Source organism: Corallococcus caeni (genome assembly GCF_036245865.1).
Lineage (GTDB): Bacteria > Myxococcota > Myxococcia > Myxococcales > Myxococcaceae > Corallococcus > Corallococcus caeni.
On record NZ_BTTW01000004.1, the window covers coordinates 354,823 to 381,433 of the forward strand.

A 26,611-nucleotide genomic window follows, 5' to 3' on the forward strand; every position below is an offset into this window, starting at 1 on the left:
AGGAACATGCGACTGCTCGTGTGGAGTGGAATCGTCTGCGGAATGCTGCTCGGGTGCGCGGGGTCGAACGCGGCGCGCAAGGACGAGGCCCAGCAGCCCGCCCCCACCGCGGAGCAGGAGGCGCCGCCCACCCCCGTGACGCCTCCGGAGAAGCAGGCGCAGTCGCCCGCGGCGGAGGCGGAGAACCAGGAGCCGGCCATCGTCATGCCGCTGGAGGTCACGGAGACGCCCGCGCCCCGCGACCCGCTCGCCATTGAATCGATGAGCGTGAAGGGCACCGTGCTGACGCTCCACGTCCGCCACGGCGGCGGCTGCAAGGAGCACCGCTACGGCCTGGCGTGGGACGGGCGCTTCACGAAGACGGCGGAGGGCGAGCCGCGCGCGGAGCTGACCCTGCTGCACGACGCGAACAACGACCGCTGCAAGGCCCTGGTCTACAAGGACCTGGCGTTCGACCTGTCCACGCTGCAGCAGGAGTGGAGCGAGAAGGGCAACGGCGACCACGCCACGCTCCACCTGGACTTCAACGGCGTGCCGGAGCAGTCCGCCCGCTTCAAGTTCTGACCGGTGCCTGCCCCTGCGCGAGGAGGTCCTCGCGCAGGCGCGTCAGCACCTTGCCCAGCAGGTTCAGCCCCCGCCACGTGGCCGGGTCCTGGATGCGCGGGTCCTCCGCGTTCAGCCCCACGCCCCAGATGCGGTCCAGGGGGCTGGCCTCCACCAGCACCGTGCCCCGGGTGGCGAGCAGCGCCTCCAGGAGGTGCCGGTGCTGCGTGAACTTCGCGTGGTTGCCCTCGTAGACGATGCGCTCGCGCTCGCGCTCCCAGAGGGCCGGGTCGAACGGGCTCACCTTGCGGCCCAGCGCCTTGTGCTGCTTGGGCGCGGCGGCGCGCAGCACCTGTTCCAGCACGCGCGTGTCGCCGAACAGGCGCGCCTTGCCCGCCATCATGTACTGCTCCGCGCAGGTGTAGCGCACGCCGCCCACCTCGAACACGGACGGGTGCCACTGCGAGAAGAAGGAGTCCTCCTTCCAGAAGAACGTGAACCGCGGCGACGAAGACGTGGGCATCGCAGGCCTCCAGAAGTCTTGGTGTAGTTATGACACGAACGTGCGGCGATGGAGGAACCTGACGCAGGCCTCTACAATGGCCGCCCGCTCCCCATGCGACTTCAAGACGCCCAGAAGCTGTTGGACCGTTGTTTTTCCGGCACGCGGGAGGGCGCGCCCCGCCTGCACGAGCCGTCCGACCCGCGCTTCGCGGAGCGCGGTGGCGCGGTGTGGCTGGAGTACCGCTGGTACGTGCGCGAGCGCGGCCTGGCGGAGGTGTTCCTCAAGTGGGACCGCGTGCCGCCCGGCGACGAGAAGACGGTGGAGGCCACGGTGCTGCGCACGCACCTCTTGGGGCAGTCCCCCATGCTGTCCCAGCGCGCGCTGCGCACGGTGGAGGGCGGCACGCCCGCGCCGGAGCGGGTGCTGGCCGTGCTCAAGAACGACGGCATCCGCCGCGAGTGCGTGGCCCGGGGGCGCACCACCGTGACGGTGGAGCACTGGGAGAGCCGGCGGCCCGCGGCCCTGCTGGACGAGGCGCGCTTCGAGGAGCTGGCCGCGCCCCTGGAGGCGGAGGACTCCACGCCGGAGGCCCGTCACGAGGCCGTTCAGCGGCTGGCGGACGCGGAGCGCAGCCCGCGCGTGACGGACGTGCTCCTGCGGTTGGTCGCGCGCAAGCCGTCGCTGATGGCCCTGCGCATCCTGTCGGAGTGGGGGGAGGTGAAGGCCCGCGAGTACTGCCAGCGGGACCTGGCCGCCGTGAAGCCGGGCAACGCGGCGGACCTGTGGGCCCTCACCGCGTTGGACCGGCGCCTGGAGGCGTGGCAGTCGCTGGCGCGCCCCGCGTGAGGCGCGGCCAGCCGCCGCTTCAGTGCTGCGAGCCCACCCGGGGGCCCAGCACGTCGCGCAGCGCGTCCGCGACGGTGAGCTTCGGGGCCCAGCCCAGCGCGCGCAGCTTCGTCGTGTCCGCCACGAGGCTGGGGATGTCGGAGGGGCGCAGCCGCGCGGGGTCCAGCTCGATGCGCGCCTGCACGCCGGAGAGGTTGATCATCTCCTCCAGCACGTTGCGGATGGTGCGGCCCTCGCCGCTGCCCACGTTGTAGGCCTGCCCCGCCTCGCCCTTGAGCAGCAGCAGCCGGTACGCGTCCACCACGTCCCTCACGTGGGAGAAGTCCCGGATGGCGTCCAGGTTGCCCGTGCGCAGGATGGGGTCCACCGTGCCCAGCGCGATGGCGCGGAGCTGCGCCGCGAACGACGGCACCACGAAGGTGGGGTCCTGCCCCGCGCCCAGGTGGTTGAAGGGCCGGGCGAGGATGACCTCCATGCCGTAGCTGCGGAAGAACTGCTCGCCGGCCAGCTCCCCCGCGGACTTCGACGCGGCATAGGGGCTGAGCGGCACGTGCGGGTGCCCTTCCGTCGCGCGGGTGCCCTCCGCGACGGGGCCGTACACCTCACCGGAGCTCACCAGCAGCACGCGCGCCTTGGGGGCGCTCTCGCGCAGCGCGGTGAGCAGGTGCACCACGCCCATGGTGTTCACCGCGAAGACGCGCGCGGGGTTCTGGTGGCTCTTGGCCACCGAGCTGAAGCCGGCCAGGTGCAGCACCGCTTCCGGCTTCACCTCGGAGACCGCCGCCTTGACCTTCGCCTCGTCGGCGATGTCGAAGTGCAGGGCGGTGCTGCTGATGCCCTCGCCGCGGGGCCCGTGCACCTCCACCACCTCGTCGCCGGCCGCCCGAAGGGCTGCGCAGGCATGCCGGCCGACGAATCCATCCGCTCCCGTGACGAGGACGCGCATCTTACCGCTGTCCTGCCTTCACGCGTTCCAGGTCGGCGTCGACCATCATCTCCACGAGCTGCTTGAAGCGCACCGTGGGCTCCCAGCCGAGCTTCTCCTTGGCCTTGTCGTACTTGCCGATGAGCAGGTCCACCTCCGCGGGGCGCACGAACGCGGGGTCGATCTTCACGTGCTTCTGGTAGTCCAGGCCCACGCGCGCGAAGGCGATCTCCACCAGCTCCCGCACGGTGTGCGTCTCGTTGGTGGCGACGACGAAGTCCTCCGGCGTGTCCTGCTGGAGCATGCGCCACATGGCGTCCACGTAGTCGCCCGCGAAGCCCCAGTCGCGCTTGGCGTCCAGGTTGCCCATGGGCAGCGTGTCCTGGAGGCCCATCTTGATGCGCGCCACGTTGTACGTGACCTTGCGCGTGACGAACTCCAGGCCGCGGCGGGGCGACTCGTGGTTGAAGAGGATGCCGCTCACCGCGAAGAGCTTGAAGGACTCGCGGTAGTTCACGGTGATGTGGTGGCCGTACGCCTTCGCCACGCCGTACGGGCTGCGCGGGTAGAAGGGCGTGTCCTCCGACTGCGGCACCTCCAGCACCTTGCCGAACATCTCGCTGGAGGACGCCTGGTAGAAGCGCACCTGCGGGCGGGTGTGGCGGATGGCCTCCAGCATCTTCGTCACGCCCAGCGCGGTGAACTCACCGGTGAGCACCGGCTGGTTCCAGCTGGTGGGCACGAAGGACTGCGCCGCCAGGTTGTAGACCTCGTCCGGCTGGGTGAGGTTCAGCAGGGCCGCCAGCGAGAACTGATCCAGCAGGTCGCCCTGGTGCAGCTGCACCTTCCCCTGGAGGTGAGCGATGCGCTCGAACTTCTCCTCGGAGGAGCGGCGCACCATGCCGTGCACCTCGTAGCCCTTCTTGAGCAGCAGCTCCGCAAGGTAGCTGCCGTCCTGCCCCGTGATGCCCGTAATGAGTGCGCGCTTGGCCATGGCCCTTGTCTGTTCGCTGGAAGACGCTGTTCGTTGTACCCGAGGCTTTCGCCGTCTGCCAACAGTCCCAGGGTTTCAGGGAACTTGAACGGGGACGGGCCCGTGCCTAGGTAGGGAGCGACCTGCCCAGGAGCCGCCCATGCGCAACCTCTCCCTCCCCGCGTTGACGGCCGTGCTCGTGAGCACGGCGGCGGGGGCTCAGACGGCACCCGTGCCAGTGCCCTACACCGTGCAGACCCAGCCCGGAGCCCGCTCCGGAGGCGGCACGGTGAACGACGTGGCCCTGTGGGTGGACCCCGCCAACCCGGCCGCCAGCCGACTCATCACGGCGGACCAGAACAACGGCCTGTTCACCTACGCCCTGGACGGCGGCGAGGTGCAGGCCGTCACCGAGGGCACGTCCGCGAGCGTGGACGTGCTGGGCGGCTTCCCGCTCGCGGGCGGCAGGTCCGCGGCGCTGGTGCTCAGCGCCAACCCCACGCTGACGGGGCTGGTGCCCTACGTGATGGATTCCGCGGCGGATGGCGGCGGGCTCACCCGCCTGTCGCCCACGGCGGCCCCGCTGGACGTGGGCGTCAGCTACGGGACGGTCCGGCTGGTCCGCGGGGCGGATGGGAGCCTCCAGGCCTTCGGGGGCCTGGCGGCGGGCGGCATCCGGCAGTTCGCGCTGACGCCCACCGACGGCGGCGTCACGGCGACCCCCCTTCGGGACATCCCGGCCGGCACCGCGCTGGGGATGGTGGTGGACCCGGCCTACCGCGCCCTCTACGTGGCGCAGCAGGGGCAGGGGCTCTACCGCTACGGCGCGGACGCGGACGCCGGGACGACGGGCACGCAGGTGGTGGGCCTGGGAGACGGCGGCCTGACGTCCGTGGGGCGCATCGCGCTGTACGAGGCCTCCGGCGTGGACGGCTACCTCGTGGCGTCCGACCCGAACGCGAACACCTTCGTTGTCTTCGACCGGCGCACGCTGGGCCGGGTGGGGGCGTTCCAGCTGGTGCAGGACGGCGGCACGGACGCGGTGGAGCAGTCGCGCGGGCTGGTGGCGTTCTCCGGCGCGCTGGGCACGGCCTTTCCGGAAGGGCTCTTCGTCGCGCACGACGGCATGAGCAGCAGCACGCTGGGCGACAACCTGAAGCTCACCTCCTGGGGCAACGTGGCCCGGGCGTTCTCGCCGCCGTTGATCATCGCGGCGCAGCCGCAGGCGGACGCCGGGACGGGGGGAGACGGCGGCACCGGCACGGATGGCGGTGGCGGCGTCATCATCAATCCGGGAGAGGGCAACCCGATTGGCGGTGGTGGCGGCGGCGATGACGACAGCGGCTGCGGCTGCACCAGCGCGTCGGTGCCGGCCGTCGCGACGCTGGGCCTGCTGGCGATGGCGTTGCTGGGCCGCCGGCGCCGGAGCTGAGACGCGAAGCGGGTTGAAAGCGACAGGGGGGCGGGATGAAGTGCGCGCCCCATGCGCTCCTTCCGCTCCACCGCCCTGGCGCTCGCGGTGCTCGCCTCCGCCTGCAAGGGCGGCCCGACGCCCGCTCCCGCCGCCACGCCCCCCGCGCCTCCCGCCGCCGAGCCCGTGCGGCTCACGCTGGTGGGCACCAACGACTTCCACGGCTGGGTGATGCCCCACCGCGCCACGCTGCCGGACGGGCAGAAGGTGGAGGAGGGGGGCGCGGCGCTCTTCGCGTCCTACGTGGCGCGGCTGCGCGAGGACAACCCGGGCGGCGTGCTGCTGGTGGACGGCGGGGACCTGTTCCAGGGGACGCTGGCGTCCAACCTGGTGGAAGGCGCCATCGTCGTCGACGTGTACAACCACCTGGGCTACGCGGCCGTCGCCATCGGCAACCACGAGTTCGACTACGGGCCGGTGGGCCCGGAGCCCGTGGCCCGGCGCCCGGACGAGGATCCGCTGGGCGCGCTCAAGGCCCGCGTGGGGCAGGCGAGGTTCCCCTTCCTGTCCGCCAACGTGCGCGAGCGGGACGGCCGCCACCCGGCGTGGCTGGGCAATGACGGCACCACGGTCGTCACGGTGAAGGGCGTGAAGGTGGGCCTGCTGGGCCTGACCACGCTGTCCACGCCGCAGACAACCAACCCCGTGAACGTCGCCAGCCTGAAGTTCGAGTCCCTGGCCGACGCCGCGACGCAGGCCGCGAAGTCGCTGCGCGAGCAGGGCGCGGAGGTGGTGGTCGCCATCGCGCACGCGGGCGGCAAGTGCACGGACCTGGCGAACCCGCGCGACACGTCCGGGTGCGTGCGCGACGACGGGGAAATCTACGCGGTGCTGGAGGCGCTGCCGAAGGGCGCGGTGGACGCGGTGGTGGCGGGCCACACGCACCAGCCCATGGGGCACTTCTTCGGCGACGTGCCCGTCATCGAGACGACGGGCCTGGCGCGCTCGTTCGGCGTGGTGGACCTCTTCGTGGATCCAGTGAGCCACCGCGTGCTGCCCGAGCGCACGCGCATCCAGGCCGCCATCCCGGTGTGCGGCGCCGTGGACGCCACGCTGAAGACCTGCGACGCGCTGAAGCTCAAGGACGCGAAGGACGTGCGGCTGGTGCCGGCCACGTTCCTGGGCCAGCCGGTGACGCCGGACGCGAGCGTGCAGGCGCTGGTGGCCCCCGCGGAGGCGCGCGTGGAGGAGGAGCAGCGCCGCCCGGTGGGCGTGGAGATCCAGGCCCGCATGCCCCAGGTGTACGAGGGCGAGAGCGCGCTGGGCAACCTCATCGCGGACGCCATGCGGGAGACGGCCCGCTCCGACGCGGCGGTGATGAACGCGGGCGGCATCCGGGCGGACCTGCCGCAGGGGCCGCTCACCTTCGGGAAGCTCTACGAAGTCCTCCCCTTCGACAACACGCTCGCGGTGCTGGACCTGAGCGCGGACGAGCTGCGCCGCTTCCTGTCGCTGGCCTACGGCGGCCGCAAGGGCGTCTTCGCGGTGTCCGGGCTGGAGGTGACGCTGGGCGCGTGCCCCGGGCCGGAGCGCTTCCAGGGCGTGACGCTGCCGGGAGGCAAGCCGCTGAAGGCGAAGGGGACCTACCGGGTCGCGGTGCCGGACTTCCTCCTGCGAGGCGGCGACGGGGTGGGGCCGCTGACGTCCACGCTGCCACGGGAACGTATCAACCTGTTGCAGGGCCAGGACCTGCGCGAGGTGCTGACCGTGTACGGCCGCGCCCACGGCAACGCGCTGAAGCCCCCGGCGCTCGGGCGCGTGCATCAGGCGAAGACGGCGGGGCCCTGCGCGGACGCGAAGCCCTGAAAAAGGGGCGACCGCCGTTGGAAATTTTCTCTCCGTGCTGATCCGCTGGGGCTGGATCGCGGCGCAACCCAGCGGAAGATCAGCGGAAGGCGTCCTGGGCCGAATTTTCGGCCTGGGATCAGTTTCCAACGGAGGGAAACCTCCCTACTCTAGGGCACGCGAGATCCCTTGCAGGCGCGGCCCTCCAGCCAGCGCGAGCAAGTTGGAGCCCGTGCGTGGGAGGGACAGAAGAGATGCTCTACAAAGTGACCCCGATGATGGTCCCCGTTGCGCCCGAGAAGAAAGAGGCGCGGGAGCCGGGCCAGCCGCGCAAGCGGCGCAAGTCCTCCGTCTACGACGCCGACGGCCACGAGGTGCTGATCTCGCTGATGTGTCTGAAGTGCAAGACGCTCAAGCCCCTGGCGCAGTTCGGGCTGCGGAAGATGGCGGACGGCGCCATCCGCAACCAGCCGTGGTGCCGGGGTTGCCGCTCGGGCGCGGGCACGAAGAAGCCGAAGAAGGATGAGTCGCAGACCGTCACCGTGACCGTCAGCGTGCCCGCCGTCGCCGCGGAACCCGTGCTCCAGGTCGTCGCCGCCGTGCCGCTCGACGCCGCTCCCGTGGCGCCGACGCTCGTCGACGCCCCGGTGGCGGTCGACGTGACGGCCCCCGCCCAGGTCTGATCCACGGCCCGGGATGATCCGCCCTGCTGGGGCGCGCACGGTTCGCGCCCCGCACGGGATGGATCCGCCCGGTGCACGCCGGGCGGCCCGCCTCCTGCTCAGAACAGCCGCAGGCCCGCCGGCAGCGTGTCGCCGAGCGCCCGGGCTTCGTCCGCCGCCTCCAGGGCGACGACCTCACGCACCATCCGCACCCAGGTGTCGGCGGCCTTCGCGGCCACCAGCGCCTGGGCCGTGCGCTCGCGCAGCGCGGTGTCCAGATCGCGCGTGCGGTCGCCGGTGAGGCGCGCGAGCTGGGCGGCGGCGAAGGGCGCGCCGTCCACCTTGCGCAGGTCCAGCGACAAGAGCAGCTCCAGCCACGCCTCCGCCGTCTCCACGTCCACGACCTTGTGGCTGCTGCCGTACAGCGGCACGCGCGCGCCCAGCCGGCCCAGGGCCCAGGCCCACGGGCCACCGGAGCGGGACTCGGCCTTCAAGCGCGCGGCGATCCACCGGCCCACCTCCGCCTTGTCGCCCGGCGCCAGGTGCTCCAGCGAGGCGACGGTGCGGACCATCTCGTCCAGCCCCTCCGGCTGGATGCCCTTGAGCTTGGGGCCCGTGGGGGCCTCCGGGGGCACGCGCCGGGACAGGTGCGGCTGGAGGTAGCCGTAGAGCTTCTGCTGCTGTCCTTCCGTGAGGCCGCCCGCGATGCGGCGCCACATCACCCAGAACTCCGTCCACACGGCCTTGTCCTGGTGGTGCTGCACCAGCGCGTCGAAGAGGCTGAAGGTCTGCTCCGCGCGCCAGCCGTCCAGCGGGTAGCCGAAGCCGGGGCGCAGGCAGAAGCCGGTGAGGCTGTAGAAGACGCGCTCGTGGTCGTCGGAGCGGCGGCGCTTGCTCGCGCCCGCGTAGAGCGTGCTCCACAGCTCGCGCAGCACCGGCACGCGCCACGTGTCGCGCGGGCCCAGCACCTTCTCCAGCGTGCGCGACAGCTGCTTCACGTCCTTGGGGCCCAGGGGCAGCGGCTTGTTGCCGTAGACGCGCTCCACGTTGTCCTTCGCCTCGGCGAAGCGCGCGGGCATGGACTCGGTGACGGTCAGCTCGTGCGAGCCGCCGGTGCCGCGCAGCTCGAACTCCAGGCGCCAGCGCTCGTCCGCGACGTCCGACACGCAGAACAGCTCCAGCGTGCCAATCTCCGTGAGCGCCGCCTGCAGGTGCACCGGCACCTCACTGACCTTGCCCGACGCGCCCTTGAGCAGCGTGTGGATGGGCGGCAGCGGCTTCAGGTCCTCCGCCAGCGGCACCAGGTCCCCCGGCTTGTCGATGCGGTCGCTCGTCGTGGAGAAGAGCGTGAACTGCACCGGCCGGCCCAGGGTGAGCGTGAAGGGGCGCTCGCCCAGGTCCACCTTCTGGCCCTCCTCGAAGCCGCGAGGAATCAGGCACAGCGTGGGCTGCTCCGTGCTGTCCGGGCCGCGCTGCAGGCCCACGTAGTACGCGCGCGCCGCGCCGCCGCCGATGCGCAGGCCGTGCCCGCGCCGCACCAGCCCGTAGTACGCCGCGCCGCGGGCCACCGCGAGCTCCAGCGACTCGTGCTTCAGGAGCGGGATGCGCGGCGCCTGCGGCCACCACGCGGACAGCGCGTCCACCAGCCGCGCGGAAATCTGCGGCGAGTTGAAGACGCCGCCGTTGAGCAGGATGGCGTCCGGGCGGGGCAGGGCGCCTTCGTGCGACGGCGTCTCGCCCAGCGCAGCGAAGCCCGCCGCCGCGTGCTGCGCGAGGAAGGCCGCCAGGTGCCGGGTGACGGCGGGGTCCTGCACGTACGGCAGGCCCAGCTCCTGGAGCGCCATGCGCGCCGAGCGCCGGGGCCGGTCCCCGGGAGGGGACAGGGGGAAGAAGCCGTCCAGCACCAGCGCGTGCGCCTCGTCGCGGCCCAGCTCCGTGGACAGCGTGCCGCCCAGGAGCCGGCTGCCCTCGCCGATGAGCGACATGCCGTACTTCTCCGGCGGTGCGTGCCCCAGCAGCTCCTCCTTCGCGGTGCGCGCGGCCTGGATGGCCTGCGTCCACTGCGTCGCGGACAGGCGCCGCCCGTTCTGGGTGAGCTTCTCCTCCATGCGCCGCGCGAGCGCCGCGTCCATGTTGTCGCCACCCAGCATCAGGTGGTCACCCACCGCCAGGCGCCGCAGCATGGGGCCTTCGGGCGACACGCCCGCGTGCACCAGCGTGAAGTCCGTGGTGCCGCCGCCCACGTCCACCACCAGCACCAGCCGCACCTGGGACAGCGTCTGCTCCAGGTCGGAGCGGTGGCGCGCGGTGTAGTCGTAGAAGGCCGCCTGCGGCTCCTCCAGCAGCGTGAACTTCTCCAGCCCCGCCTTGCGCGCCGCGCTCACCGTGAGGGCGCGCGCCGCTTCATCGAACGAAGCGGGGACGGTGATGACCACCTCCTGCTTCGACAGCGGCTCGTCCGGGTGGGCGTAATCCCACGCACGGGCCATGTGCGTGAGGAGCAGCGCGGACGCGTCCACCGGGGACAGCTTCTGGACGTCCGCGGGCGCGCCCCACGGGAGGATGGGCGCGGAGCGGTCCACGCCCGGGTGGCACAGCCAGCTCTTCGCGGACGACACGAGCCGGCCGGGCACGCGCGCGCCCTGCCAGCGGGCCAGCTCGCCCACGACATACGGGCCGCCGTCGTCGCCCCAGGGCAGGCGCAGGACCTCCGGGGCCAGCTCGTGGCCGGCGGGGACGTAGACGGTGGACGGCAGGAGCGGACGCGGCGCCACCTCGCCCTGGCGGACGAGCTGGGGCAGGGGGAAGTCCTCGACGGGTGCCCCCGCGCCCCTGCCTGGATCCACGGATGCCACCGCGCAATGGGTGGTGCCCAGGTCGATGCCGACGATTCGCATACGCCTCCGGTGTGCGGGGCCCCTTCTACTCCTTCATGCGCACGTTGAGCTCCAGCTTCCAGCGTCCGGAGCCGTTCTTCTCCAGGCACCGCAGCTCCAGCGTGCCCACCTCCGTCACCGCCGCCTGGAGGTTCACCGGCGTCAGGTCGCCGAAGGGCGTGGCCTGTCCGGGCAGCGTCGTCTCGATGGGCGCCACCTCCTCCAGCCCCCCCGCCGCCAGCTCCGACTCCACGTCCTCCACCATCTCGCCCACCCGGTCGTCACGCCGCACGGACGACGCGAAGAAGCGGAAGCTCGTGGGCTCGCCGGTGACGAGCCCGAACTCCTGCGGCGGCACGTCCGCCTGCGTCCCTTCCTCCATGCCGAAGGGCGCGACGCACAGCGCCTTCACCGGCGGCTCCATGCCCGGCACCGCCGGCATCGCCGTCTCCACGCCCACGTAGTAGGCGCGCGCCGTGCCGCCGCGGATGCGCAGTCCGTGCCCCTGGCGCACCCAGCCGTAGTACGCCGCGCCCCGCGCCACCGCGAGGTCCAGGTCCGCCCCCTCCAGCTCCTTCGCCGGGGGCGCCCCTTCCGCCGCGAGCCACTGGTTGAGGACCTCCATCACGCGGCCCTTCAGCGGCCCGGCCTTGAAGACGCCGCCGTTGAAGAGCACCGCCGTGGGGTGCAGGAAGCCCTTGCCCGTCACGTCCACCGGCGAGTCCGCGCTGGCCGCCAGCGCCTGCGCCTGCCGGGTGAGGAACGCCGCCAGGTGCTTGGTCACCGCCGGGTCCTGCGCGTACGGCAGCGCCATCTGCGCCAGGCCCGTGCGCCGGGCGGTGCGCGGCAGGTCCGCCACCTGCGTCACCGGGAAGAAGCCGTCCGTGAGGACGCGGTCCAGTTCCTCGCGCGTCAGCTCCGTGCGCAGCGTGCCGCCGATGAGCGACGAGCCCCGGCCCGGAATGGCGATGGGCACCCGGTCCAGGGACGCGTCCGCGTACAGCGTCTCCTTCGCCTGACGGCACCCGTAGGTGAGGCCGTTGAACTGCCACGCGTCCAGCTTGCGGCCGTCCGCCGCCATCCGCTGGTTGAGCGTGTGCGCCAGGGCGAGGTCCATGTTGTCGCCGCCCAGCAGGATGTGGTCGCCCACCGCCACGCGCAGAAGCTCCAGGTCGCCCTCGCGGTCCTTCACGGTGATGACGGAGAAGTCGGACGTGCCGCCGCCCACGTCCACCACGAGAATCACCTCCCCGGGCTGCACCTGCTTGCGGAAGTTCTCCCCCATCGCCTCCAGCCACGCGTACAGCGCGGCCTGCGGCTCCTCCAAGAGGGTGATGTGCTCGATGCCCGCCGCCTTCGCGGCCTCCAGCGTCAGGTCGCGCGCCGCCGCGTCGAAGGACGCCGGGACGGTGACGATGACCTCCTGCTGGGACAGCGCGTTGCCGGACTCCTCCTGCGCGCGCGCGAAGGTGTGGTCCCACGCCTCCTTCAGGTGGCGCAGGTAGCGCGCGGACGCATCCAGCGGCGACACGCGCTGCACCTCCGGCGGCGCCTGCCAGGGCAGGAGCGCGGACCTCCGGTCCACGCCCGGGTGCGACAGCCAGCTCTTCGCGGACGACACCAGCCGCGTGGGCACCTTGGCCCCGTGCGCGCGGGCGAAGTCACCCACGATGACGCCCGGCTCCTGACTCCACGGCAGCGCCAGGCTGCCCTCCGGGAACTCCTGCGCGCTGGGCAGGTAGAGGAAGGAGGGCAGCAGCGGGCGCGCCTCCACGGTGCCGGGCGCCGTCACCTGGGGCACGGGCAGCATGGACTGCGAGGGGCCGCGCGGCTTGCCGTCTTCGAGGTTGAAGTAGGACACCGCGGAGTGCGTGGTGCCCAGGTCGATGCCGATTGCGTATCGGGCCATATCGGTCAGGAACCCCTTTGGGGGGCCTTGTGGTTCCTTGAAGGGAAGGGGACTTCGAAGGACGCGCCGCCTGCTGCCCGGGCGGGCGTCAGGCCAGTTCGACCTCCGCCGGGGCCAGCACGCGCGGCTCCATGGCGGGGCTGACGGACGGGAACTTCACCTCCGTGGTCACCCAGCCGTGGTGCCGCAGGGTGCCGCCATAGGGAGGCTGGCCGGCGACGTTGCCGGTCAGCCGGATGCGCTGCGCGTCGAAGCCTGGCGGCACCGTCACCTTGTCGCCCTCGCCCTGCGGCAGCACCGGCTGGAGCGTCAGGTACTGGTGCACCACCTTGCGGCAGCCCTCGTGGACGATGCGGGCCGCCGCGCCCACGTCCGCGTCCGGGAAGGCCGCGACGTTCTCCTGCACGAAGTCCAGGAAGCGGCCCTCGCGCTGGAGCATGGCCAACAGCGACAGGGCGCTGGCGTGCTCGCGCTCGGGCGCCAGGGGCGGGGGCGCCACGGGGGCCTGGACGGCCGGCGTCTTCACGGGCGGTGGGGCCGCCGTGTCCCCGGAGGGAAGCTCCTTGAGCTGGCCAGCGTCATAGGCGCGGCTGGTCGGCAGCACGGCCTGCGCGAATTCGCGGGACACGAGGCAGCGCCAGAAGCACAGCCAGGCGAGCCAGAAGCGGGCGAAGAACGACAGGGAGGCGGACGGGTCGGTCATCGGCCCCGGATAACAAAGCCGGAAGCCTTTGCAATTCGCCAATGGCCTGAAATGCAAAGGGCCTCACGGTTTCCCGTGAGGCCCTTCGGTTCTTCATGGTGGAGGTGGACGGGATCGAACCGACGACCTTCGCATTGCGAACGCGACGCTCTCCCAACTGAGCTACACCCCCACATGGGGACTACAGGCTGCCTGCTGCGCCTCGCGGGCGTTGGGTCCCGCGAAGTGAGTGGGCTAGTACCGGAGCCCCACCCTGCTGTCAAGCAGCTCGTTTCCGGCACCAACCCTGCGATTGACGTGCCGCACTGTGGATGCCATAAAAACCGCCTTCCGGTACCGCATCCTTCCCGGCCAATTACCGGGCCCCCTTCTGGTTCATGTCCACCTCCCCATCGAAGACGTTGAGCCCCACCGAGCTCGCGAAGCTTGAGCATTCGTTCGCTTCCGACCCGTCGTCGGATGCCTACAAGCCCCTGGCGGAGGCGTACCTCGACCTGGGCCGCTTCATGGAGGCGATGGTCGTCTGCAAGAAGGGCGTCAAGGCGCACCCGACCGCGGCCGATCCCCGCCTCCTGCTGGCGCGTGTCTACGCCGCGCAGAACAAGGACAAGAAGGCGCTCGAAGAGGTGATGGGCGCGCTCCAGGTCCAGCCGGAGGACAAGGCCGCCCTGCGCATGGCGGGCGTGCTGCAGATCAAGGGGGGCGAGGCCGAGGTCGGCCGCGGCAACCTCCTCAAGGCCTACCAGGCGGACCCCGGCGATCCGGAGACCGTCACGCTCCTCCAGCAGTACAAGGTGGAGATCCCCCGCCCCGCGGCGCCCGTCCCGGTGCTCGCGCCCGTGGCCGCGCCGCCCCCGGCCGCCGCGGAGGCGCCCGCCGCGGCGACCGTCCCCGTGACGGCCCCGCCCGCCGCCACGCAGCCGGCCGCCACGCCGGTGGGCCGCATCAACGCCCCGTCGCAGCAGGCGGCCCGCACGGCGCGGACCTCCGACGACTCCGCCCCGCGCCCCGTCCAGCGCCGCCCGCAGGTGGTGGTGGAAGAGGTGGAGGACGACGACGACGAGCCGTCGCCGCGCCGCCAGGGTGGGTCCAAGGGCAAGGGCAGCAAGATGCTGTCGCTGGTCCTGCTCATCCTCATCCCGCTGTTCGCGGGCGGATACGGCTTCTACTCGGCGCAGGCCAAGAAGCGCGGGCGCGAGCTCAAGAAGAACCTGGACGTCGCCACCGAGCAGCTCAAGCACGACTCGTTCGCCAGCTACAAGAAGGCGTGCGAGGCGGCGGACCTGGCGCTGGAGGTGGACCCGGACTCCACCGCGGCCCACGGCTACCTCGCGTACGCGTACGCCATCCGCTGGGGTGAGCACGGCGGCGGCGACGACGCGCGCCGGCAGGCCGAGGAGCACCTGGCCGCGGCCCAGAAGGGCAAGGAGCTGTCCAGCCACCTCATCGCCGCGCAGGCGCTGATCAAGACGTACAGCGGCGACGGCAAGGGCGCGCTGGCCTCGCTGGAGACGCAGGTCAAGGAGCTCAACGACCAGAACAAGGCGTCCTCGCTGCTGTACCTCACGCTGGGCCTCATCCAGATGAACGCGGGTGACCTGGAGCGCGCGCGTGACAGCCTGGAGCGCGCGCAGGCGCTGGCGCCGGATGATCCGCGCGTCTACGCGGGCCTGGGCGCGGTGTACCGCCGGCTGGGCCAGGACAACACCGCCTGGAAGAACTACGACTTCGCCCTGCGCTACGAGAAGGACCACCCGGAGTCGCTGCTGGGCCGCTCGCTCCTCATGCTGGAGCAGGACGAGCCGAACTACGCGGTGGCCAGCCGGGACATCAAGAAGCTGCTGGAGGCGGAGCCGCCGCCCAGCCCGCGCCAGCTCGCCGCCGCGCAGCTCGCGCGCTCGCTGCTCATCGCCCGCGTGGCGCTGGCCATGCCCACGCTCAAGCCGGACATGCAGCAGAAGATGACGGAAGCGACGGGCGTGCCGGCGGATCCGGCGAAGGCGAAGCAGGAGGTCACGAAGGCGGAGGAGACCGGCTTCGCGCTGGACAAGCAGAACCCGGAGCTGAACCTCATCAAGGGCCGCCGCCTGCTGGCGGAGGGCAACTTCGACGCGGCCGCGGAGGAGATCCGCAAGGCCATCCGCGTGGACGGCAGCCGCGCGCAGTTCCACGTCGAGCTGGCCAAGGCCCTCATGGGCAAGCCGGGCGGTGAGAAGGAGGCCTCCGAGGCCCTGGTCACCGCGCTCAAGACGATGGGCGAGAGCCCCAAGCTGGTGGTGATGCTGGGCAACGCCTACCGCCGCCAGAACAAGCTGGATGACGCGCTCACGCAGTACCAGCGCGCGGTGAAGGACCCCAAGGCGAAGAACCCGGAGGCCCGGCTCGCCATGGGCGCCATCTACCGGGAGCGCTCGGAGTGGGACAAGGCGAAGGAGCAGCTGGAGAAGGCCAGCCAGGAGTTCTTCGGACAGCCGGACCGCGTCGCCAACGCGCTCACGGAGCTGGGCCGCGTCTACCAGGGCAAGGGCGACACGGCGAAGGCGGACGAGACCTACCAGCGCGCGCTGCAGGCCGACGAGAACTACTCGCCGGTGTACTACTTCTACGCGTCGCTGCTCTCCAAGGACGCCAAGCAGTCGGGCAAGGTCAAGACGCTGGCCCAGGAGTACGTGCGGCGCGAGCCCAAGGGCGAGTTCCTCGCCGACGCGCAGCGGCTCGCGGGGAACTGACCCCCGCCTCCCGCTGTCCCCTCAAGCGCCGCGGTGCCCCTTCCGGGCATTCGCGGCGCTTCGTTTTTGAAGGGGGACGACAAGGCAGGCTGATGTGGCGGGATGCCGGAGCCTTGCCACCCCTGCCGGGTGACGGTATGGGAGGGTCCACCCCACACCCCCTTGACCGGTAGCCGGTAGCGACCGCGGTCCAGGGGCCTCCTGCTGGAGTCCGCTTGAGCGCGCGTGCCCTGTCCCAGTCCTCCACCGCGTCCGACCTGATCTCCCTCACCAAGCCGAGGCTGTCGTCGCTGGTGCTCATCACCGCGGCGGGCGGCATGTTCCTGGCTCCGGGGCACTTCACGCCGGTGCGGGCGCTGGTGACGCTCTTGGCGACGGCGGGGACGGTGGGCGCGGCGAACGCGTTCAACTGCTACCTGGAGCGCCACAGCGACCAGTTCATGGCGCGCACGCGCAACCGGCCGCTGCCCGCCGGGCGCATGGACCCGAACACGGCGCTGTGGTTCGGCCTGTCGCTGACGGCGGTGTCGCTGCCCGCGCTGGTGATGGGCGCCAACCTGCTCACCGGCGTGCTGGGGCTCATCGCGCTGCTCAGCTACGTGCTGGCCTACACGCCGCTCAAGGCCCGCACGTCCGCGGCCATGCTGGTGGGCGCGATTCCCGGCGCGCTGCCGCCCCTGATGGGCTGGACGGCGGTGACGGACCAGATGGACGCGGGCGGCTTCGCGCTGTTCGCCATCATGTTCCTCTGGCAGATGCCGCACTTCATCGCCATCGCGCTGTTCCGCAAGGACGAGTACGCCGCCGCGGGCCTCAAGTCCGTGCCGCTGGAGCGCGGGGACGAGTCCAGCCGCGCGCAGGTGGTGCTCTACCTGGTGGCGCTGGTGCCCATGACGCTCCTGCCGTTCCAGCTGCACATCGCCGGCACGTGGTACCTGGCGGCGGCGGTGGTGCTGGGGCTGGGCTTCCTCGGGCTGGGAGCGTGGGGCTTCTTCAAGCACCTGGGGAAGCCCTGGGCGCGCCAGACGTTCTTGTACTCGCTCGTGTATCTCACCGGCCTGTTCGCCGTGATGGCGCTGGACCGCATCCCCCGCGGCTAGCGCCCTCGCGCGGCGTCCAGGCGCGAGGCCGCCTTTCGCATGCCTGACACCTCCGTTCCGACCCCGCCCCCGCCGCTGTTGCGCATCGAGGGGCTCACGCGCCGCTTTGGCGGGCGCACCGCCGTGGACGGGCTGTCGCTGTCCGTGCAGCCGGGCGAAATCCTGGGCCTGCTGGGGCCCAACGGCGCCGGCAAGTCCACCACCTTCCAGCTGCTCGCGGGCCTGCTCGCGCCGGACGCGGGGCAGGTGCACTTCGCCGGCAGGGTGCTGTCCCTGAGCGACCCCGCGCTGCGGCGCCAGATGGGGATCATCTTCCAGCGCAGCAGCCTGGACGACCTGCTGACGGCCCGGGAGAACCTGCTCCTGGGCGCGCGGCTGTACGGGCTGGGCGGCGCGGACGCGAAGGCGCGCGTGGAGACGATGCTGTCGCTCATCGGCCTCCTGGACCGGGGCGATGAGAAGGTGGGCACCTGGTCGGGCGGCATGCGCCGGCGGCTGGAGCTGGCGCGGGCGCTGGTGCACCAGCCGCGCGTGGTGCTGATGGATGAGCCCACGCAGGGCCTGGATGAAGCGGCCTTCCGCACGTTCTGGACGCACCTCAAGCGGCTGCGCGACGCGCAGGGCGTCACCGTGCTGCTCACCACGCACCGCGCGGATGAAGCCGAAGGGTGTGACCGGCTGGCGGTGCTGGACGCCGGGAAGCTGGTGGCGTGCGACACGCCCCGGGCGCTCGCCTCGCGCATGGGCGGCGACATCCTGACGCTGGAGGGCCCGGAGCCGGAGGCGCTGGCCGCGCAGGTGACGGAGCGCCTGGGACTTCCGGCCAAGGTGGTGGAGGGGCGGGTGCAGGTGGAGGCTTCGCAGGGACACGCGCTGGTGCCGCGGCTGGTGGAGGCCTTCCCCCCGGGACGGTTCGCCTCCGTGTCGCTGCGCCGGCCCACGCTGGCGGACGTGTTCCTCCAGCTCACCGGGAAGGCCCTGGGGGCGGATGCCCCCGCGCCCACGCCCGCGCCGAGGAAACGCCGATGAGCGCCGACATCCCTGTTCCGTCCTCCTCCCTGGAGGCGCCCGCCGTCGAGGCCCCGCGCCGCGAGCCCGGGGCGCTGGCGCTCCAGTGGGCCACCGTGCGGGTGCTGCTGTCGCGCGACGTGGTGCGCTTCTTCCGGCAGCCCAGCCGGGTGATTGGCGCGCTGGCGCAGCCCATCCTGTTCTGGTTCGTCATCGGCTCCGGCTTCGCGGGGTCGTTCCGCGTGGAGGGCGCGCAGGGGCTGGGCTACCAGCAGTTCTTCTTCCCGGGCGTCGTCACCATGGTGGTGCTCTTCAGCGCCATCTTCGCGACCATCACCGTCATCGAGGATCGCAAGGAGGGCTTCCTCCAGGCGGTGCTGGCGGGGCCGGGGTCGCGGCTCGCGGTGGTGCTGGGCAAGGCGCTGGGGTCGTCCTCCATCGCGCTCATGCAGGCGTCGCTGTTCCTGCTCTTCGCGCCGCTGGCGGGCGTGGACGTGAAGGCGGTGGACTACCCGCTCCTCGCGGCGGTGATGGTGCTGTCGGCGCTGGCGCTCACCGGCATGGGCATGGCGCTCGCGTGGTGGGTGAAGTCGAGCGCGGGCTACCACGCGGTGATGAGCCTGGTGATGCTGCCCATGTGGGTGCTCTCCGGGGCCATGTTCCCGGTCAAGGGCGCCGGGCCGGTGCTGTCGTGGGTGATGACGCTCAACCCCATGCGCTTCTCCGTGGAGGGCGTGCGCCGCGCGCTGTACGGGGCGCAGGCGTCGGTGGCGGTGGGCTCGCAGGGTGGGGTGACGGTGGGGTGGGAGGTGCCCGCGCTCCTGGCGTTCGCCGCGGTGTTCGTGGGGCTGGCCGCGTTCAGCGTGAGCCGCCGCGAGTAGCCCGTGCGCTGTGGGTTGTTGGACTTGCCCGGTGCCTTCCACTACGACGGCGGGCACCGCATCACGAAGCATCCTCCGGAGGAGACCGCCTCATGAAGCTGCGTCTGCTTGGCTTGTCGATGGTCGGTGTCGCGGGGCTGCTGGCCCTGCCCGCGTGCAAGAAGGAGGAGGCGCCCACGCCCTCCGCCGAGGCGCCCACCGCGCGTCCGGCGACGCCCACGCAGCAGGCCGTGCCTCCGGCGCCCACGGCGGGCGCGGGGACGGGCGAGGCGGCGGCTCCGGCGCCCGCGGGCAACGGCGTGGTGAAGGGCACGGTGTCCTTCACCGGCACGCCGCCGGTGATGGCGGACCTGGCGCCCAGCGCGGACCCCGCGTGTGACGGGCGGCCGGAGAAGGAGCAGGCCGTGCTGGTGAAGGACGGCAAGCTGCAGAACGTGCTGGTGCGCGTGAAGGGTCCGGTCGCGGGCGCGCCCGCGGCGCCGTCCACGCCGGTGGTGGTGGACCAGTCCAAGTGCACCTACGTGCCGCGCGTGCAGGGCGCGGTGGCGGGCCAGCAGGTGATGTTCAAGAACAGCGACGGCACGCTGCACAACGTGCGCGGCGTGGTGGGCACGCGGCCGGTGTTCAACGTGGCGCAGCCGCCCTCGGGCGCGCCGGTGCAGAAGCCGCTGCCGTCGGACGCGGAGGTGCTGCGCCTCAAGTGCGACGTGCACCCGTGGATGACCGCCTACGTGGTGAGCAACCCCAACCCGTACTTCGCCACCACCGCCGCGGACGGCACCTTCACGCTGACGGGCCTGCCCGCGGGCACGTACACGCTGGAGGCGTGGCACGAGACGCTGGGCACGAAGACGGCGGAGGTCACCGTGAAGGACGGCGCGCCCGCGGAGGCGACGTTCGCCTTCGCCGCGACGGACGCGCAGGCGAAGCAGTAGTCCCGGCTTGAGGGCGCTGGCGTCCGGGATGGACGCCTTGCGCCGCCGTCAGGCCAGCGGGTTCGACGCGGGCCCCGGCGGCCCGGCCTTGCGCACCGTGAAGCCCACGCGCGCGCCTCCGCCGGGGCGGTTCTCCGCGAAGGCCTCTCCGCCGTGGGCCCGGGCGATGCGCTGCACCAGCGCGAGCCCCAGCCCCAGGGAGCCGGCCTCGCGCGCCTCGCCGCCCCGGTCCTTGCGGTAGAACGGCTGGAAGATGCGCGTCTCCTCGCCGGGCAGCAGCCCCGGGCCCCGGTCCTCCACGCTGAAGGCCAGGTGCTCCTTGCCGTGCTCCTGCAGCCGGAGCGCCTCCACGCCCACCCCGTGCTTGCGCGCGTTGTCGAGCAGGTTCACCAGCGCCCGGCCCAGCAGCGTCGCGTCCGCCATCAGCGCCACGTCGTCCGTCTCCGGCTGCAACAGCGTCGCGGACAGCCCCACGCGCTCCAGCGCCTGCGCCCCCAGCACGCCCGCCTCCAGCGCCTTGGGCGTCAGCTGCCCGAAGTCCAGGCGGGAGCTGGCGAGCAGCTCGCCCACCAGCGCGTCCAGCTCCACCACCTCGCGGTCCACCTGATCCAACGTGCGCGGGTTGCCCCCGCCGTCGCGCAGCAGCTCCGTCAGCACCCGCAGCCGCGCCAGCGGCGTGCGCAGCTCGTGCGACACCGCCGCCAAGAGCTCGCGCTGGTCCGCCAGCTGCTTCTCGATGCGCGCGGCCATGTCGTTGAAGGACTCGGCGAGCACCGCGAACTCCCCGGTGGCGTGGCGGTCCAGGCTCGCCCGCGCGCCGAGCCGGCCCTCGCCCAGCTCCTGCGTGGCCTTCACCAGCGTGTCCACCGGCCGCGCCAGCCGGAACGAGATGCCGCCCGCCGCCGTCCACAGCACCAGCACCGCGATGCCCAGCGGCAGCACGGCGCGCCAGGGGCCCCGCGAGCGCGTTTGCAGGTAGCACGCGTGCAGCGTCCCCAGCTGCGTGTCCTGCCGCATCACCGGGATGGTCGCGTCCGGCTTCGCGCACGGCGAGCCGCCCCGGGCCACCACCGCGCCGGACAGGTCCGTCAGCTCGACGTCCACGTCCAGGTCGTCGGAGATGCCGCGCACCAGGGACTCGCGCGCGGCGGGCGCGTCCCAGACCTCCGCGAAGCGGTGGCCCACGAACGAGCGCGCGCGCTCCGTCTCCTGCCGCCAGGTGTTGCCGCCCGTCAGGTTCATCACCCACGACACCACCAGCACCGTCACCAGGATGGTGATGCCGAACATGACGAACAGCCGGCGCCGCAGCCGCGCCTGCACGAAGGACCCCAGCCGGCCCAGGTGGAACCTGCGCCGGTGGTGGTGATGGTGCGCGCGAGCGTGGCGCCCGAAGCCCCGCGGGGGGCGCGGGATGCAGGGCTCGTCCTCGGGATGCCAGTGGCCCCAGCCCATCAGGTGCCTTCCTTGGCGAACACGTAGCCCACGCCGCGCACCGTCTTGATGAGGCGCGTGCCCACGTCGCCCAGCTTCTGGCGCAGGTGGGAGATGTGCACGTCCACCGTGCGCTCGCTCACCACCGTGTCGTTGCGGCCGGCCTCGCCCAGGAGCGCGTCGCGGGGAATCACCCGGCCCGCGCGCCGCACCAGCGCGAGCAGCAGGTCGAACTCCAGGCCCGTCAGCTCCACCGCCTTGCCCTCCACCTTCACCTCGCGCCCGGACACGTCGATGGAGACGCCGCTCGACTCGAGCCGGTCCGCCACCGCCGCCGGCTGCGCCCGCCGCAGCACCGCGCGCAGGCGGGCGAGCAGCTCGCGCGGGCCGAAGGGCTTGGGCAGGTAGTCGTCCGCGCCCAGCTCCAGCCCCACCACGCGGTCCGTCTCGTCGCCCTTGGCGGTGAGCATCAGCACCGGGATGCGGCTCTTGGCCCGGATGCGCTTGCACACCTCCAGGCCGTCCATGCCCGGCATCATCACGTCCAGGAGCACGGCGTCGAAGGCGCTCGCCTCCAGCGCCGCCAGCCCGCGGCCTCCATCGGGCGCGTGGCTGACGGTGATGCCGTTCTGCCCGAGGTACTCCGCGAGCAACTCGAACATCCGGGTGTCGTCATCGATGAGCAGGACGCGGGTGGGCATGGGCGGGGGTGAATCCTAACGCGCTCCCGGTGCGTCGGCGGGTCCGGACGTGTCCTGGGGCCTGGGCGCGTGCCAGTCCCAGTACGGCGGCATCCCGTTCCGGTAGGAGGGGCCGCCCCAGTCGCCCCGGTGGCAGGCGGAGCGGTGGTGGCGGGCGAGGCTGGCGAAGCCGGAGGCGTAGCCTCCGAGGGTCCCCGCGGCGAGGAGGACGACGAGCAGACGGTGTCTCATGGGAGGTCTCCAGGAAGAGAGGGCAGGGGTTCTCAGACGAAGGACGTGGGGCCGTCATCGTTGTGCGGACGGCCACCCCAGCGGCCGTACCCGCCGCAGCGCCGCCCGTGCCAGCCCCGGCCCTCGCCGCGCCAGCCTTGGCCCCAGCCGTGCTCGATGATGTCCGCGAGCTCGCGGCGCTGGTTGGGCTCCAGCGCCTCGTGCACCTGGGACAGGGCGTCCTGCACGGCGTTGCGCAGCGTCTCCAGCGCCACGTCGTGGCGGCTGAACAGCTCGCGCAGCATCGCGCCGTCGAAGTGCTCGCCGCGCAGCGAGCCCGCGAGCGACGTGCGGCTGGGGCCCCACTGGTCCTTCACCTTGGCGAAGGCCTCGCGCACGCTCTCCACGGCCTTCACGATGACCTTCTCCTGGCCGGGCGACGTCTCCAGCCGCTCGAAGAGCCAGCGCAGCCGGGGACGGGTGTTCCAGCGGCCGCCGTGGTGGGAGTGGTGATGGCCGTAGCGCCCCCGGCGGAGGGTGGCGAAGAGACCGGCGAGGCAGGCGGTACCGAAGAGGAATCCGAACATGTGCTTGGCTCCAGGAGGCAGGTCGGGCACCGACCAGGGGGGCCCGTGTCGTTTCTGACGGAGCTCAAGGTAGAAGGCGGGTGTGAAGCCCACGCCCGGGGGCGGTGAAGAAGTGTGAAGGCCTCCGGAATGCCCCGGGGGGCACCGGATGTTCCAAAAACGGGCCTCGACTTCAGCCGCTGTGTCGGATGAAGGACGGCTTCCGGCGAGAATCCACCCTCAGGAGTGGTGTTCCCGCAGGAAGTGGGTAGAGTGCCCGGCGTGCCGGGGCGGTGTTCGTTCCAGCACCGGTGGAAGGCGCGAGCCTGTCACCTGTACAGAGCAGAGAAAGAGAAGAGACTCACAATGGCATTCGGTACCGTGAAGTGGTTCAACGACGCGAAGGGTTTCGGCTTCATTGCGCAGGACAATGGCGAGGACGTTTTCTGCCATCACACTGCGATCAACATGGATGGCTTCCGCACCCTGGCTGAAGGCCAGAAGGTGGAGTTCGAAGTCACCAAGGGCCCCAAGGGCCTGCAGGCGCAGAACGTTCGCGCCGCCTGATCTAGCCGAACTCTGATTCACCCCCAGTGGTGAGTCATCGAAGCCCAGTCTCCCCAAGGGAGGCTGGGCTTTCGTCTTTTTGGACGCAGGGCAGGCAGGCGACCGCACGACGCGATCCGCCAGCGCCCGGGGTCTTCCCTACCTTCTCTCCAGGAGGAGCGCGGCGCCGCACGCCGCCTCCCAAGGAGAGGCGAACATGGGCGACACCAGCGTGAAGAAGGTCGAGAGCCGCCATTCCCCCAAGGGGGAGATGGGCCAGAAGTACCTCGCATCCGGCGTCCGTGTGGCCATGCGGCTGTGGGAGGACGAGCCGCCCGCCGAGGCCAAGCCCGCCAGCACCCGCGACTACGAGACCGTGGGCTTCGTGCTCAAGGGCCGCGCGGAGCTGCACCTGGAGGGGCAGGTGCTCGTGCTCAACCCCGGCGACTCCTGGCTCGTGCCGCGCGGGGCCAGCCACACGTACAAAATCTTGGAGACCTTCTCCGCCGTGGAGGCGACCAGCCCCGTGGCGACCGCGCACGGCCGCGACGAGCACGAGGCCCCGAAGGGCGCCAAGGCCTGACGGACCGTTGTGTTCAGGGACCGCCCTTCGGAGACGCGTCCGGGGGCGGTTCCCGTTCGAAGCGGACACCCACCACTTCGTCCGTCTGGGAGGTGGAGGAGCAACTGAAGGAGCCCGGTCCCTCTGACTTGCATGCAAGCAGGGTGTCCGCAGGGACTGGCTTGATGCCCTGGTCCTTCAGGAGCTGGGTGGGCTTCATCCATGCGCAGTCAAAGACACCTGGGCGGTATCTCTCGTCGGGCACGCACATCATGCCTGCGGCGGACTGAAGAGGACCCAGGTCGTACTCCGTGCCAAGGCACAAGGTGGTCCCCTCGGCTTGTGACTCGCAGCGCAGATCCTCTTCGAACTCTGGATCGGGCACGAAGCGCTCGCAGGCCCTGCGGCTGATGCGTGACCGGAAGCGGCCGTTGCCGCCGCTCGAGTCGCTGTCGTACCAGAGCTGGAAGCGCTCCCCGTTCGCGGAGCGGAACAGGGCCTGGGAGATGGCGGAGTCGATGCCGGGCAGGTGGAAGATGGCGATGAAGGGTTTGCCAGCCGCCTCCGCTGCCTCGACGCACGCCTTTGCCTTGAGCCGATCTTCGCTGGCCCGGGCTTCACCGCAGTCCACCGCCTGGGCGTCCGCCAGGGGGCGCGCGGTCGCCACGATGTCGCAGTCCTTGAAATGCGCCTGCGTGGTGAAGCGGACGGTACCGGCAGGAGCAGCAGGAGGCGCCTTCTGGCCGCCAGCACAGCCCGACACACCGAGCACGAGGACGGCCGCGAGGGAGAACCGAGGGGTCATTCCGGAAGGCTCCCGCGCCAGGCGGCCCGCGTGCAAGTCACTCTCAGCCCGGAGCGGCTCGAGCCCCGCCCCTGTCAGACCCACGAACAGGCCTCGTCCGGGGCGCATGCGAATCCTGGCCGTGGATGACAAGCCCCTTCATGAGTGGTGGTACCTGAACGCGGCGCCCCGTGGCGGCAGTCGCGCGGAGCGACTGCCCCTGCTGCGCGGCCAGGTGGACGCCCTGCCTGGAGACCTGGAAGCGGTCATCGCGCTCTCGGACCTGCAGGGCATGGCGCCGCATGCCTTGCAGGACGGAGCCGCGGCGCTCCTGGGCGAAGTCGTGGCCGACGAGCTGGCGATGATGGGCGAAGCGGGAGATCTCCCTCCCGCGAGCCGCATCGGCATCGTCCTGGCGGGAGACCTCTTCTCCAACTCCACCGCGGATGAGCGGGGCGCTTCAGGGGACGTGCGGAGCGTCTGGAGTGCCTTCACCCGGAACTTCCGTTGGGTCGTCGGCGTGGCGGGGAATCACGACACGTTCGGTCCTGCCCGGGAGCGCGAGCGCTTCTTCCTCGAGCCCGGACGGGAGCTGCTGGATGGCGGCGTCGTCGCTCCGGATGGACTGACGGTGGGTGGGGTGAGCTACATCATCGGACGCCCGGACAAGCTCAACCGGCGTGAACAGTCCGCCCAGTTGGAGCGGATTGAAGCGGTGTTGCTCCAGGACCCGGAGGTGCTGGTCCTCCACGAAGGCCCGGACGCGCCGGGAACGGGGCTGCGCGGCAGCGCCGTCATCCGCGAGGCGGTGGAGCCCTGGAGCAGGCTCCTCGTCATCTGCGGGCACTGTCATTGGGAGGTGCCCCTCGTCACGCTCGCGAGCGGAACCCAGGTCCTCAACGTGGATGCGCGCGCGGTGCTCCTCCAGCGTGCCGGGGTTTGATCAGTCCCGGGTCGAGCGCACGACCGGGTCGAAGTGACGGCTGCTATCCGTCACGCCGCCAGACGTTCGTGCGGCTCGCGAACAGCTCCACCACCCAGTCGATGAACACCCGCAGGCCGGCGTCCCGCTGCCTCGCGGGTGGGTAGACCAGGAAGATGGGCCGGGCTTCGGGCTGCCATCCCTCCAGCACGGGCACCAGCTCCCCCGTGGCCAGGTAGGGCTCCACCACGAAGCGGGGGGCGATCATGACGCCCAGGCCGGCGAGCCCCGCGGCCAGGTACGCGTTGGTCTCGTTGAGCAGGAGCGGGCCGCGGCCCTGGACCTCCAGCCGCTCCGCGCCGCGCTGGAAGGTGAAGGGGAGCTGCTTGCCGCTCGGCGACGCGAAGTAGCTCACCATCGCGTGCGACGCGCCGGCCAGCTCCAGCGGATGGTGCGGCGGGCCGTGGCGCTCCAGGTAGCGCGGTGACGCGCAGGCCCAGTAATCCAGGTCGCCCAGGTGCTTCGCGACCAGGGACTCGTCCTTCACGGCGCCGCCCCGGATGGCGCAGTCGACGTTGTCCGACAGGAGGTCCACCACGCGGTCGCTCACCCCCAGCTCGATCTGCAGCTGCGGGTAGCGCGCGCAGAACGACGGCAGGGCAGGGACGAGCAGCAGCCGGGAGATGGTGCCGCTCGACTCCACCCGAAGCCGTCCCCGTGGGCCGCGCCGCGTCTGCGTCAGCGTGGCTTCGAGGTTCCGCACCTCGCCCAGCAGCCGCAGCGCCTGCTGGTAGTAGGTCATGCCTTCTGGAGTGACCGTCACGCGGCGCGTGGTGCGGTGGAGCAGCTTCACCCGCAGCTGTGCCTCCAGTTGCTGGATGAGCCGGGTCACCGCTGCCTTCGGACGGCCCAGCGCGTCCGCCGCCTTGGTGAAGGTGCCGCTCTCCACCACGCGGACGAAGGCCTCCATCGCCGCGAACCTGTCCATCCTCCACCTCATTGTTTCAGGGGTGAAACGGAGTGTGTGCCGAGCGC

25 protein-coding genes and 1 tRNA gene are annotated in these 26,611 nt (G+C 71.8%); 13 read left to right on the forward strand and 13 right to left on the reverse strand.

The window, feature by feature from the left end:
- The first annotated feature begins 6 nt into the window (after positions 1-6).
- Positions 7-564 (forward strand): hypothetical protein, encoded by a 558-nt coding sequence (locus AABA78_RS19660; protein ID WP_338264643.1) that lies wholly within the window; start codon positions 7-9, stop codon positions 562-564.
- On the opposite strand, the gene ybiA is transcribed toward AABA78_RS19660, so the two are convergent.
- A complete protein-coding gene (gene ybiA / locus AABA78_RS19665) occupies positions 554-1,066 on the reverse strand; it encodes a riboflavin biosynthesis intermediates N-glycosidase (RefSeq protein ID WP_338264644.1) in 513 nt (170 codons plus the stop codon). The genes AABA78_RS19660 and ybiA overlap by 11 nt on opposite strands.
- A gap of 93 nt (positions 1,067-1,159) precedes the next feature.
- On the opposite strand from ybiA, the gene AABA78_RS19670 reads away from it, so the two are divergent.
- Positions 1,160-1,894, forward strand: coding sequence for a hypothetical protein (locus AABA78_RS19670; protein ID WP_253895676.1), 735 nt, complete (start codon positions 1,160-1,162; stop codon positions 1,892-1,894).
- A gap of 19 nt (positions 1,895-1,913) precedes the next feature.
- Here AABA78_RS19670 and AABA78_RS19675 read toward each other — a convergent pair whose 3' ends face one another.
- Together AABA78_RS19675 and gmd are read right to left on the reverse strand one after the other, a co-directional pair.
- Entirely contained in the window at positions 1,914-2,840 is a 927-nt protein-coding gene (locus AABA78_RS19675) for a GDP-mannose 4,6-dehydratase (protein WP_338264647.1), read from the reverse strand.
- A 1-nt stretch (position 2,841) separates the two neighbouring features.
- Complete coding sequence (gmd, locus tag AABA78_RS19680) at positions 2,842-3,813, reverse strand: GDP-mannose 4,6-dehydratase (RefSeq protein ID WP_171419741.1); 972 nt, start codon at positions 3,811-3,813, stop codon at positions 2,842-2,844.
- A gap of 139 nt (positions 3,814-3,952) precedes the next feature.
- Between gmd and AABA78_RS19685 the strand changes: the two genes are divergently transcribed.
- From AABA78_RS19685 to AABA78_RS19695, 3 genes are all read left to right on the forward strand, one after another.
- On the forward strand, positions 3,953-5,224 hold the full coding sequence (locus tag AABA78_RS19685; RefSeq protein ID WP_338264650.1) for a myxosortase-dependent phytase-like phosphatase: 1,272 nt from the start codon (positions 3,953-3,955) through the stop codon (positions 5,222-5,224).
- A gap of 51 nt (positions 5,225-5,275) precedes the next feature.
- The gene (locus AABA78_RS19690) at positions 5,276-7,069 is read left to right on the forward strand and encodes a bifunctional metallophosphatase/5'-nucleotidase (protein WP_338264654.1); all 1,794 of its coding nucleotides are present in this window, start codon (positions 5,276-5,278) and stop codon (positions 7,067-7,069) included.
- 233 nt (positions 7,070-7,302) lie between these two features.
- Entirely contained in the window at positions 7,303-7,731 is a 429-nt protein-coding gene (locus tag AABA78_RS19695) for a hypothetical protein (RefSeq protein ID WP_338264655.1), read from the forward strand.
- Positions 7,732-7,829: 98 nt separating this feature from the next.
- On the opposite strand, the gene AABA78_RS19700 is transcribed toward AABA78_RS19695, so the two are convergent.
- From AABA78_RS19700 to AABA78_RS19715, 4 genes are all read right to left on the reverse strand, one after another.
- On the reverse strand, positions 7,830-10,607 hold the full coding sequence (locus AABA78_RS19700) for an Hsp70 family protein (protein ID WP_338264656.1): 2,778 nt from the start codon (positions 10,605-10,607) through the stop codon (positions 7,830-7,832).
- A gap of 25 nt (positions 10,608-10,632) precedes the next feature.
- Positions 10,633-12,495 carry an Hsp70 family protein gene (locus AABA78_RS19705; protein WP_338264658.1) on the reverse strand — a complete coding sequence of 621 codons (1,863 nt, stop codon included), beginning with the start codon at positions 12,493-12,495 and terminating at the stop codon, positions 10,633-10,635.
- Between the two features lie 88 nt (positions 12,496-12,583).
- Positions 12,584-13,198 carry a DUF2760 domain-containing protein gene (locus AABA78_RS19710; RefSeq protein ID WP_171419729.1) on the reverse strand — a complete coding sequence of 205 codons (615 nt, stop codon included), beginning with the start codon at positions 13,196-13,198 and terminating at the stop codon, positions 12,584-12,586.
- Positions 13,199-13,294: 96 nt separating this feature from the next.
- Positions 13,295-13,370: transfer RNA gene (locus tag AABA78_RS19715), tRNA-Ala, on the reverse strand.
- Positions 13,371-13,575: 205 nt separating this feature from the next.
- Between AABA78_RS19715 and AABA78_RS19720 the strand changes: the two genes are divergently transcribed.
- From AABA78_RS19720 to AABA78_RS19740, 5 genes are all read left to right on the forward strand, one after another.
- Positions 13,576-15,927, forward strand: coding sequence for a tetratricopeptide repeat protein (locus AABA78_RS19720; RefSeq protein WP_338264659.1), 2,352 nt, complete (start codon positions 13,576-13,578; stop codon positions 15,925-15,927).
- A gap of 215 nt (positions 15,928-16,142) precedes the next feature.
- On the forward strand, positions 16,143-17,027 hold the full coding sequence (cyoE, locus tag AABA78_RS19725; RefSeq protein ID WP_338264661.1) for a heme o synthase: 885 nt from the start codon (positions 16,143-16,145) through the stop codon (positions 17,025-17,027).
- 39 nt (positions 17,028-17,066) lie between these two features.
- A complete protein-coding gene (locus AABA78_RS19730) occupies positions 17,067-18,056 on the forward strand; it encodes an ABC transporter ATP-binding protein (protein ID WP_338264662.1) in 990 nt (329 codons plus the stop codon).
- Positions 18,053-18,916, forward strand: coding sequence for an ABC transporter permease (locus AABA78_RS19735; RefSeq protein WP_338264663.1), 864 nt, complete (start codon positions 18,053-18,055; stop codon positions 18,914-18,916). Before AABA78_RS19730 ends, AABA78_RS19735 begins: the two co-directional genes overlap by 4 nt.
- A gap of 92 nt (positions 18,917-19,008) precedes the next feature.
- Positions 19,009-19,851, forward strand: a complete 843-nt coding sequence (locus AABA78_RS19740; RefSeq protein ID WP_338264665.1) for a beta-sandwich domain-containing protein — start codon at positions 19,009-19,011, stop codon at positions 19,849-19,851.
- Positions 19,852-19,899: 48 nt separating this feature from the next.
- On the opposite strand, the gene AABA78_RS19745 is transcribed toward AABA78_RS19740, so the two are convergent.
- Genes AABA78_RS19745 through AABA78_RS19760 form a run of 4 tightly spaced genes read right to left on the reverse strand, consistent with a single transcriptional unit; the run spans position 19,900 to position 22,783 of the window.
- Complete coding sequence (locus AABA78_RS19745) at positions 19,900-21,306, reverse strand: HAMP domain-containing sensor histidine kinase (protein WP_338264666.1); 1,407 nt, start codon at positions 21,304-21,306, stop codon at positions 19,900-19,902.
- Positions 21,306-21,986, reverse strand: coding sequence for a response regulator transcription factor (locus AABA78_RS19750; RefSeq protein WP_338264668.1), 681 nt, complete (start codon positions 21,984-21,986; stop codon positions 21,306-21,308). Before AABA78_RS19750 ends, AABA78_RS19745 begins: the two co-directional genes overlap by 1 nt.
- A 15-nt stretch (positions 21,987-22,001) precedes the next feature.
- Positions 22,002-22,217: a hypothetical protein gene (locus AABA78_RS19755; protein ID WP_171421187.1), complete on the reverse strand. Its 216-nt coding sequence runs from the start codon at positions 22,215-22,217 to the stop codon at positions 22,002-22,004.
- 32 nt (positions 22,218-22,249) lie between these two features.
- Entirely contained in the window at positions 22,250-22,783 is a 534-nt protein-coding gene (locus AABA78_RS19760; protein WP_338264669.1) for a periplasmic heavy metal sensor, read from the reverse strand.
- A 345-nt stretch (positions 22,784-23,128) separates the two neighbouring features.
- Here AABA78_RS19760 and AABA78_RS19765 point away from each other — a divergent pair, with 345 nt between their 5' ends.
- Together AABA78_RS19765 and AABA78_RS19770 are read left to right on the forward strand one after the other, a co-directional pair.
- Positions 23,129-23,329: a cold-shock protein gene (locus AABA78_RS19765; protein WP_120529680.1), complete on the forward strand. Its 201-nt coding sequence runs from the start codon at positions 23,129-23,131 to the stop codon at positions 23,327-23,329.
- 196 nt (positions 23,330-23,525) lie between these two features.
- The gene (locus tag AABA78_RS19770) at positions 23,526-23,891 is read left to right on the forward strand and encodes a cupin domain-containing protein (protein WP_171421192.1); all 366 of its coding nucleotides are present in this window, start codon (positions 23,526-23,528) and stop codon (positions 23,889-23,891) included.
- A 13-nt stretch (positions 23,892-23,904) separates the two neighbouring features.
- Here AABA78_RS19770 and AABA78_RS19775 read toward each other — a convergent pair whose 3' ends face one another.
- Positions 23,905-24,675 (reverse strand): hypothetical protein, encoded by a 771-nt coding sequence (locus tag AABA78_RS19775; RefSeq protein ID WP_338264671.1) that lies wholly within the window; start codon positions 24,673-24,675, stop codon positions 23,905-23,907.
- 106 nt (positions 24,676-24,781) lie between these two features.
- Here AABA78_RS19775 and AABA78_RS19780 point away from each other — a divergent pair, with 106 nt between their 5' ends.
- Positions 24,782-25,597, forward strand: a complete 816-nt coding sequence (locus AABA78_RS19780; protein ID WP_338264673.1) for a metallophosphoesterase family protein — start codon at positions 24,782-24,784, stop codon at positions 25,595-25,597.
- Between the two features lie 43 nt (positions 25,598-25,640).
- On the opposite strand, the gene AABA78_RS19785 is transcribed toward AABA78_RS19780, so the two are convergent.
- A complete protein-coding gene (locus AABA78_RS19785; RefSeq protein WP_338264674.1) occupies positions 25,641-26,564 on the reverse strand; it encodes a LysR family transcriptional regulator in 924 nt (307 codons plus the stop codon).
- Positions 26,565-26,611 lie beyond the last annotated feature (47 nt).

Coding starts and splice junctions, on each gene's coding strand:
- AABA78_RS19660 (WP_338264643.1), top strand. CDS start 7: ATGCGACTGCTCGTGTGGAGTGGAATCGTCTGCGGAATGCTGCTCGGG.
- ybiA (WP_338264644.1), bottom strand. CDS start 1,066: ATGCCCACGTCTTCGTCGCCGCGGTTCACGTTCTTCTGGAAGGAGGAC.
- AABA78_RS19670 (WP_253895676.1), top strand. CDS start 1,160: ATGCGACTTCAAGACGCCCAGAAGCTGTTGGACCGTTGTTTTTCCGGC.
- AABA78_RS19675 (WP_338264647.1), bottom strand. CDS start 2,840: ATGCGCGTCCTCGTCACGGGAGCGGATGGATTCGTCGGCCGGCATGCC.
- gmd (WP_171419741.1), bottom strand. CDS start 3,813: ATGGCCAAGCGCGCACTCATTACGGGCATCACGGGGCAGGACGGCAGC.
- AABA78_RS19685 (WP_338264650.1), top strand. CDS start 3,953: ATGCGCAACCTCTCCCTCCCCGCGTTGACGGCCGTGCTCGTGAGCACG.
- AABA78_RS19690 (WP_338264654.1), top strand. CDS start 5,276: ATGCGCTCCTTCCGCTCCACCGCCCTGGCGCTCGCGGTGCTCGCCTCC.
- AABA78_RS19695 (WP_338264655.1), top strand. CDS start 7,303: ATGCTCTACAAAGTGACCCCGATGATGGTCCCCGTTGCGCCCGAGAAG.
- AABA78_RS19700 (WP_338264656.1), bottom strand. CDS start 10,607: ATGCGAATCGTCGGCATCGACCTGGGCACCACCCATTGCGCGGTGGCA.
- AABA78_RS19705 (WP_338264658.1), bottom strand. CDS start 12,495: ATGGCCCGATACGCAATCGGCATCGACCTGGGCACCACGCACTCCGCG.
- AABA78_RS19710 (WP_171419729.1), bottom strand. CDS start 13,198: ATGACCGACCCGTCCGCCTCCCTGTCGTTCTTCGCCCGCTTCTGGCTC.
- AABA78_RS19720 (WP_338264659.1), top strand. CDS start 13,576: ATGTCCACCTCCCCATCGAAGACGTTGAGCCCCACCGAGCTCGCGAAG.
- AABA78_RS19730 (WP_338264662.1), top strand. CDS start 17,067: ATGCCTGACACCTCCGTTCCGACCCCGCCCCCGCCGCTGTTGCGCATC.
- AABA78_RS19735 (WP_338264663.1), top strand. CDS start 18,053: ATGAGCGCCGACATCCCTGTTCCGTCCTCCTCCCTGGAGGCGCCCGCC.
- AABA78_RS19740 (WP_338264665.1), top strand. CDS start 19,009: ATGAAGCTGCGTCTGCTTGGCTTGTCGATGGTCGGTGTCGCGGGGCTG.
- AABA78_RS19745 (WP_338264666.1), bottom strand. CDS start 21,306: ATGGGCTGGGGCCACTGGCATCCCGAGGACGAGCCCTGCATCCCGCGC.
- AABA78_RS19750 (WP_338264668.1), bottom strand. CDS start 21,986: ATGCCCACCCGCGTCCTGCTCATCGATGACGACACCCGGATGTTCGAG.
- AABA78_RS19755 (WP_171421187.1), bottom strand. CDS start 22,217: ATGAGACACCGTCTGCTCGTCGTCCTCCTCGCCGCGGGGACCCTCGGA.
- AABA78_RS19760 (WP_338264669.1), bottom strand. CDS start 22,783: ATGTTCGGATTCCTCTTCGGTACCGCCTGCCTCGCCGGTCTCTTCGCC.
- AABA78_RS19765 (WP_120529680.1), top strand. CDS start 23,129: ATGGCATTCGGTACCGTGAAGTGGTTCAACGACGCGAAGGGTTTCGGC.
- AABA78_RS19770 (WP_171421192.1), top strand. CDS start 23,526: ATGGGCGACACCAGCGTGAAGAAGGTCGAGAGCCGCCATTCCCCCAAG.
- AABA78_RS19775 (WP_338264671.1), bottom strand. CDS start 24,675: ATGACCCCTCGGTTCTCCCTCGCGGCCGTCCTCGTGCTCGGTGTGTCG.
- AABA78_RS19780 (WP_338264673.1), top strand. CDS start 24,782: ATGCGAATCCTGGCCGTGGATGACAAGCCCCTTCATGAGTGGTGGTAC.
- AABA78_RS19785 (WP_338264674.1), bottom strand. CDS start 26,564: ATGGACAGGTTCGCGGCGATGGAGGCCTTCGTCCGCGTGGTGGAGAGC.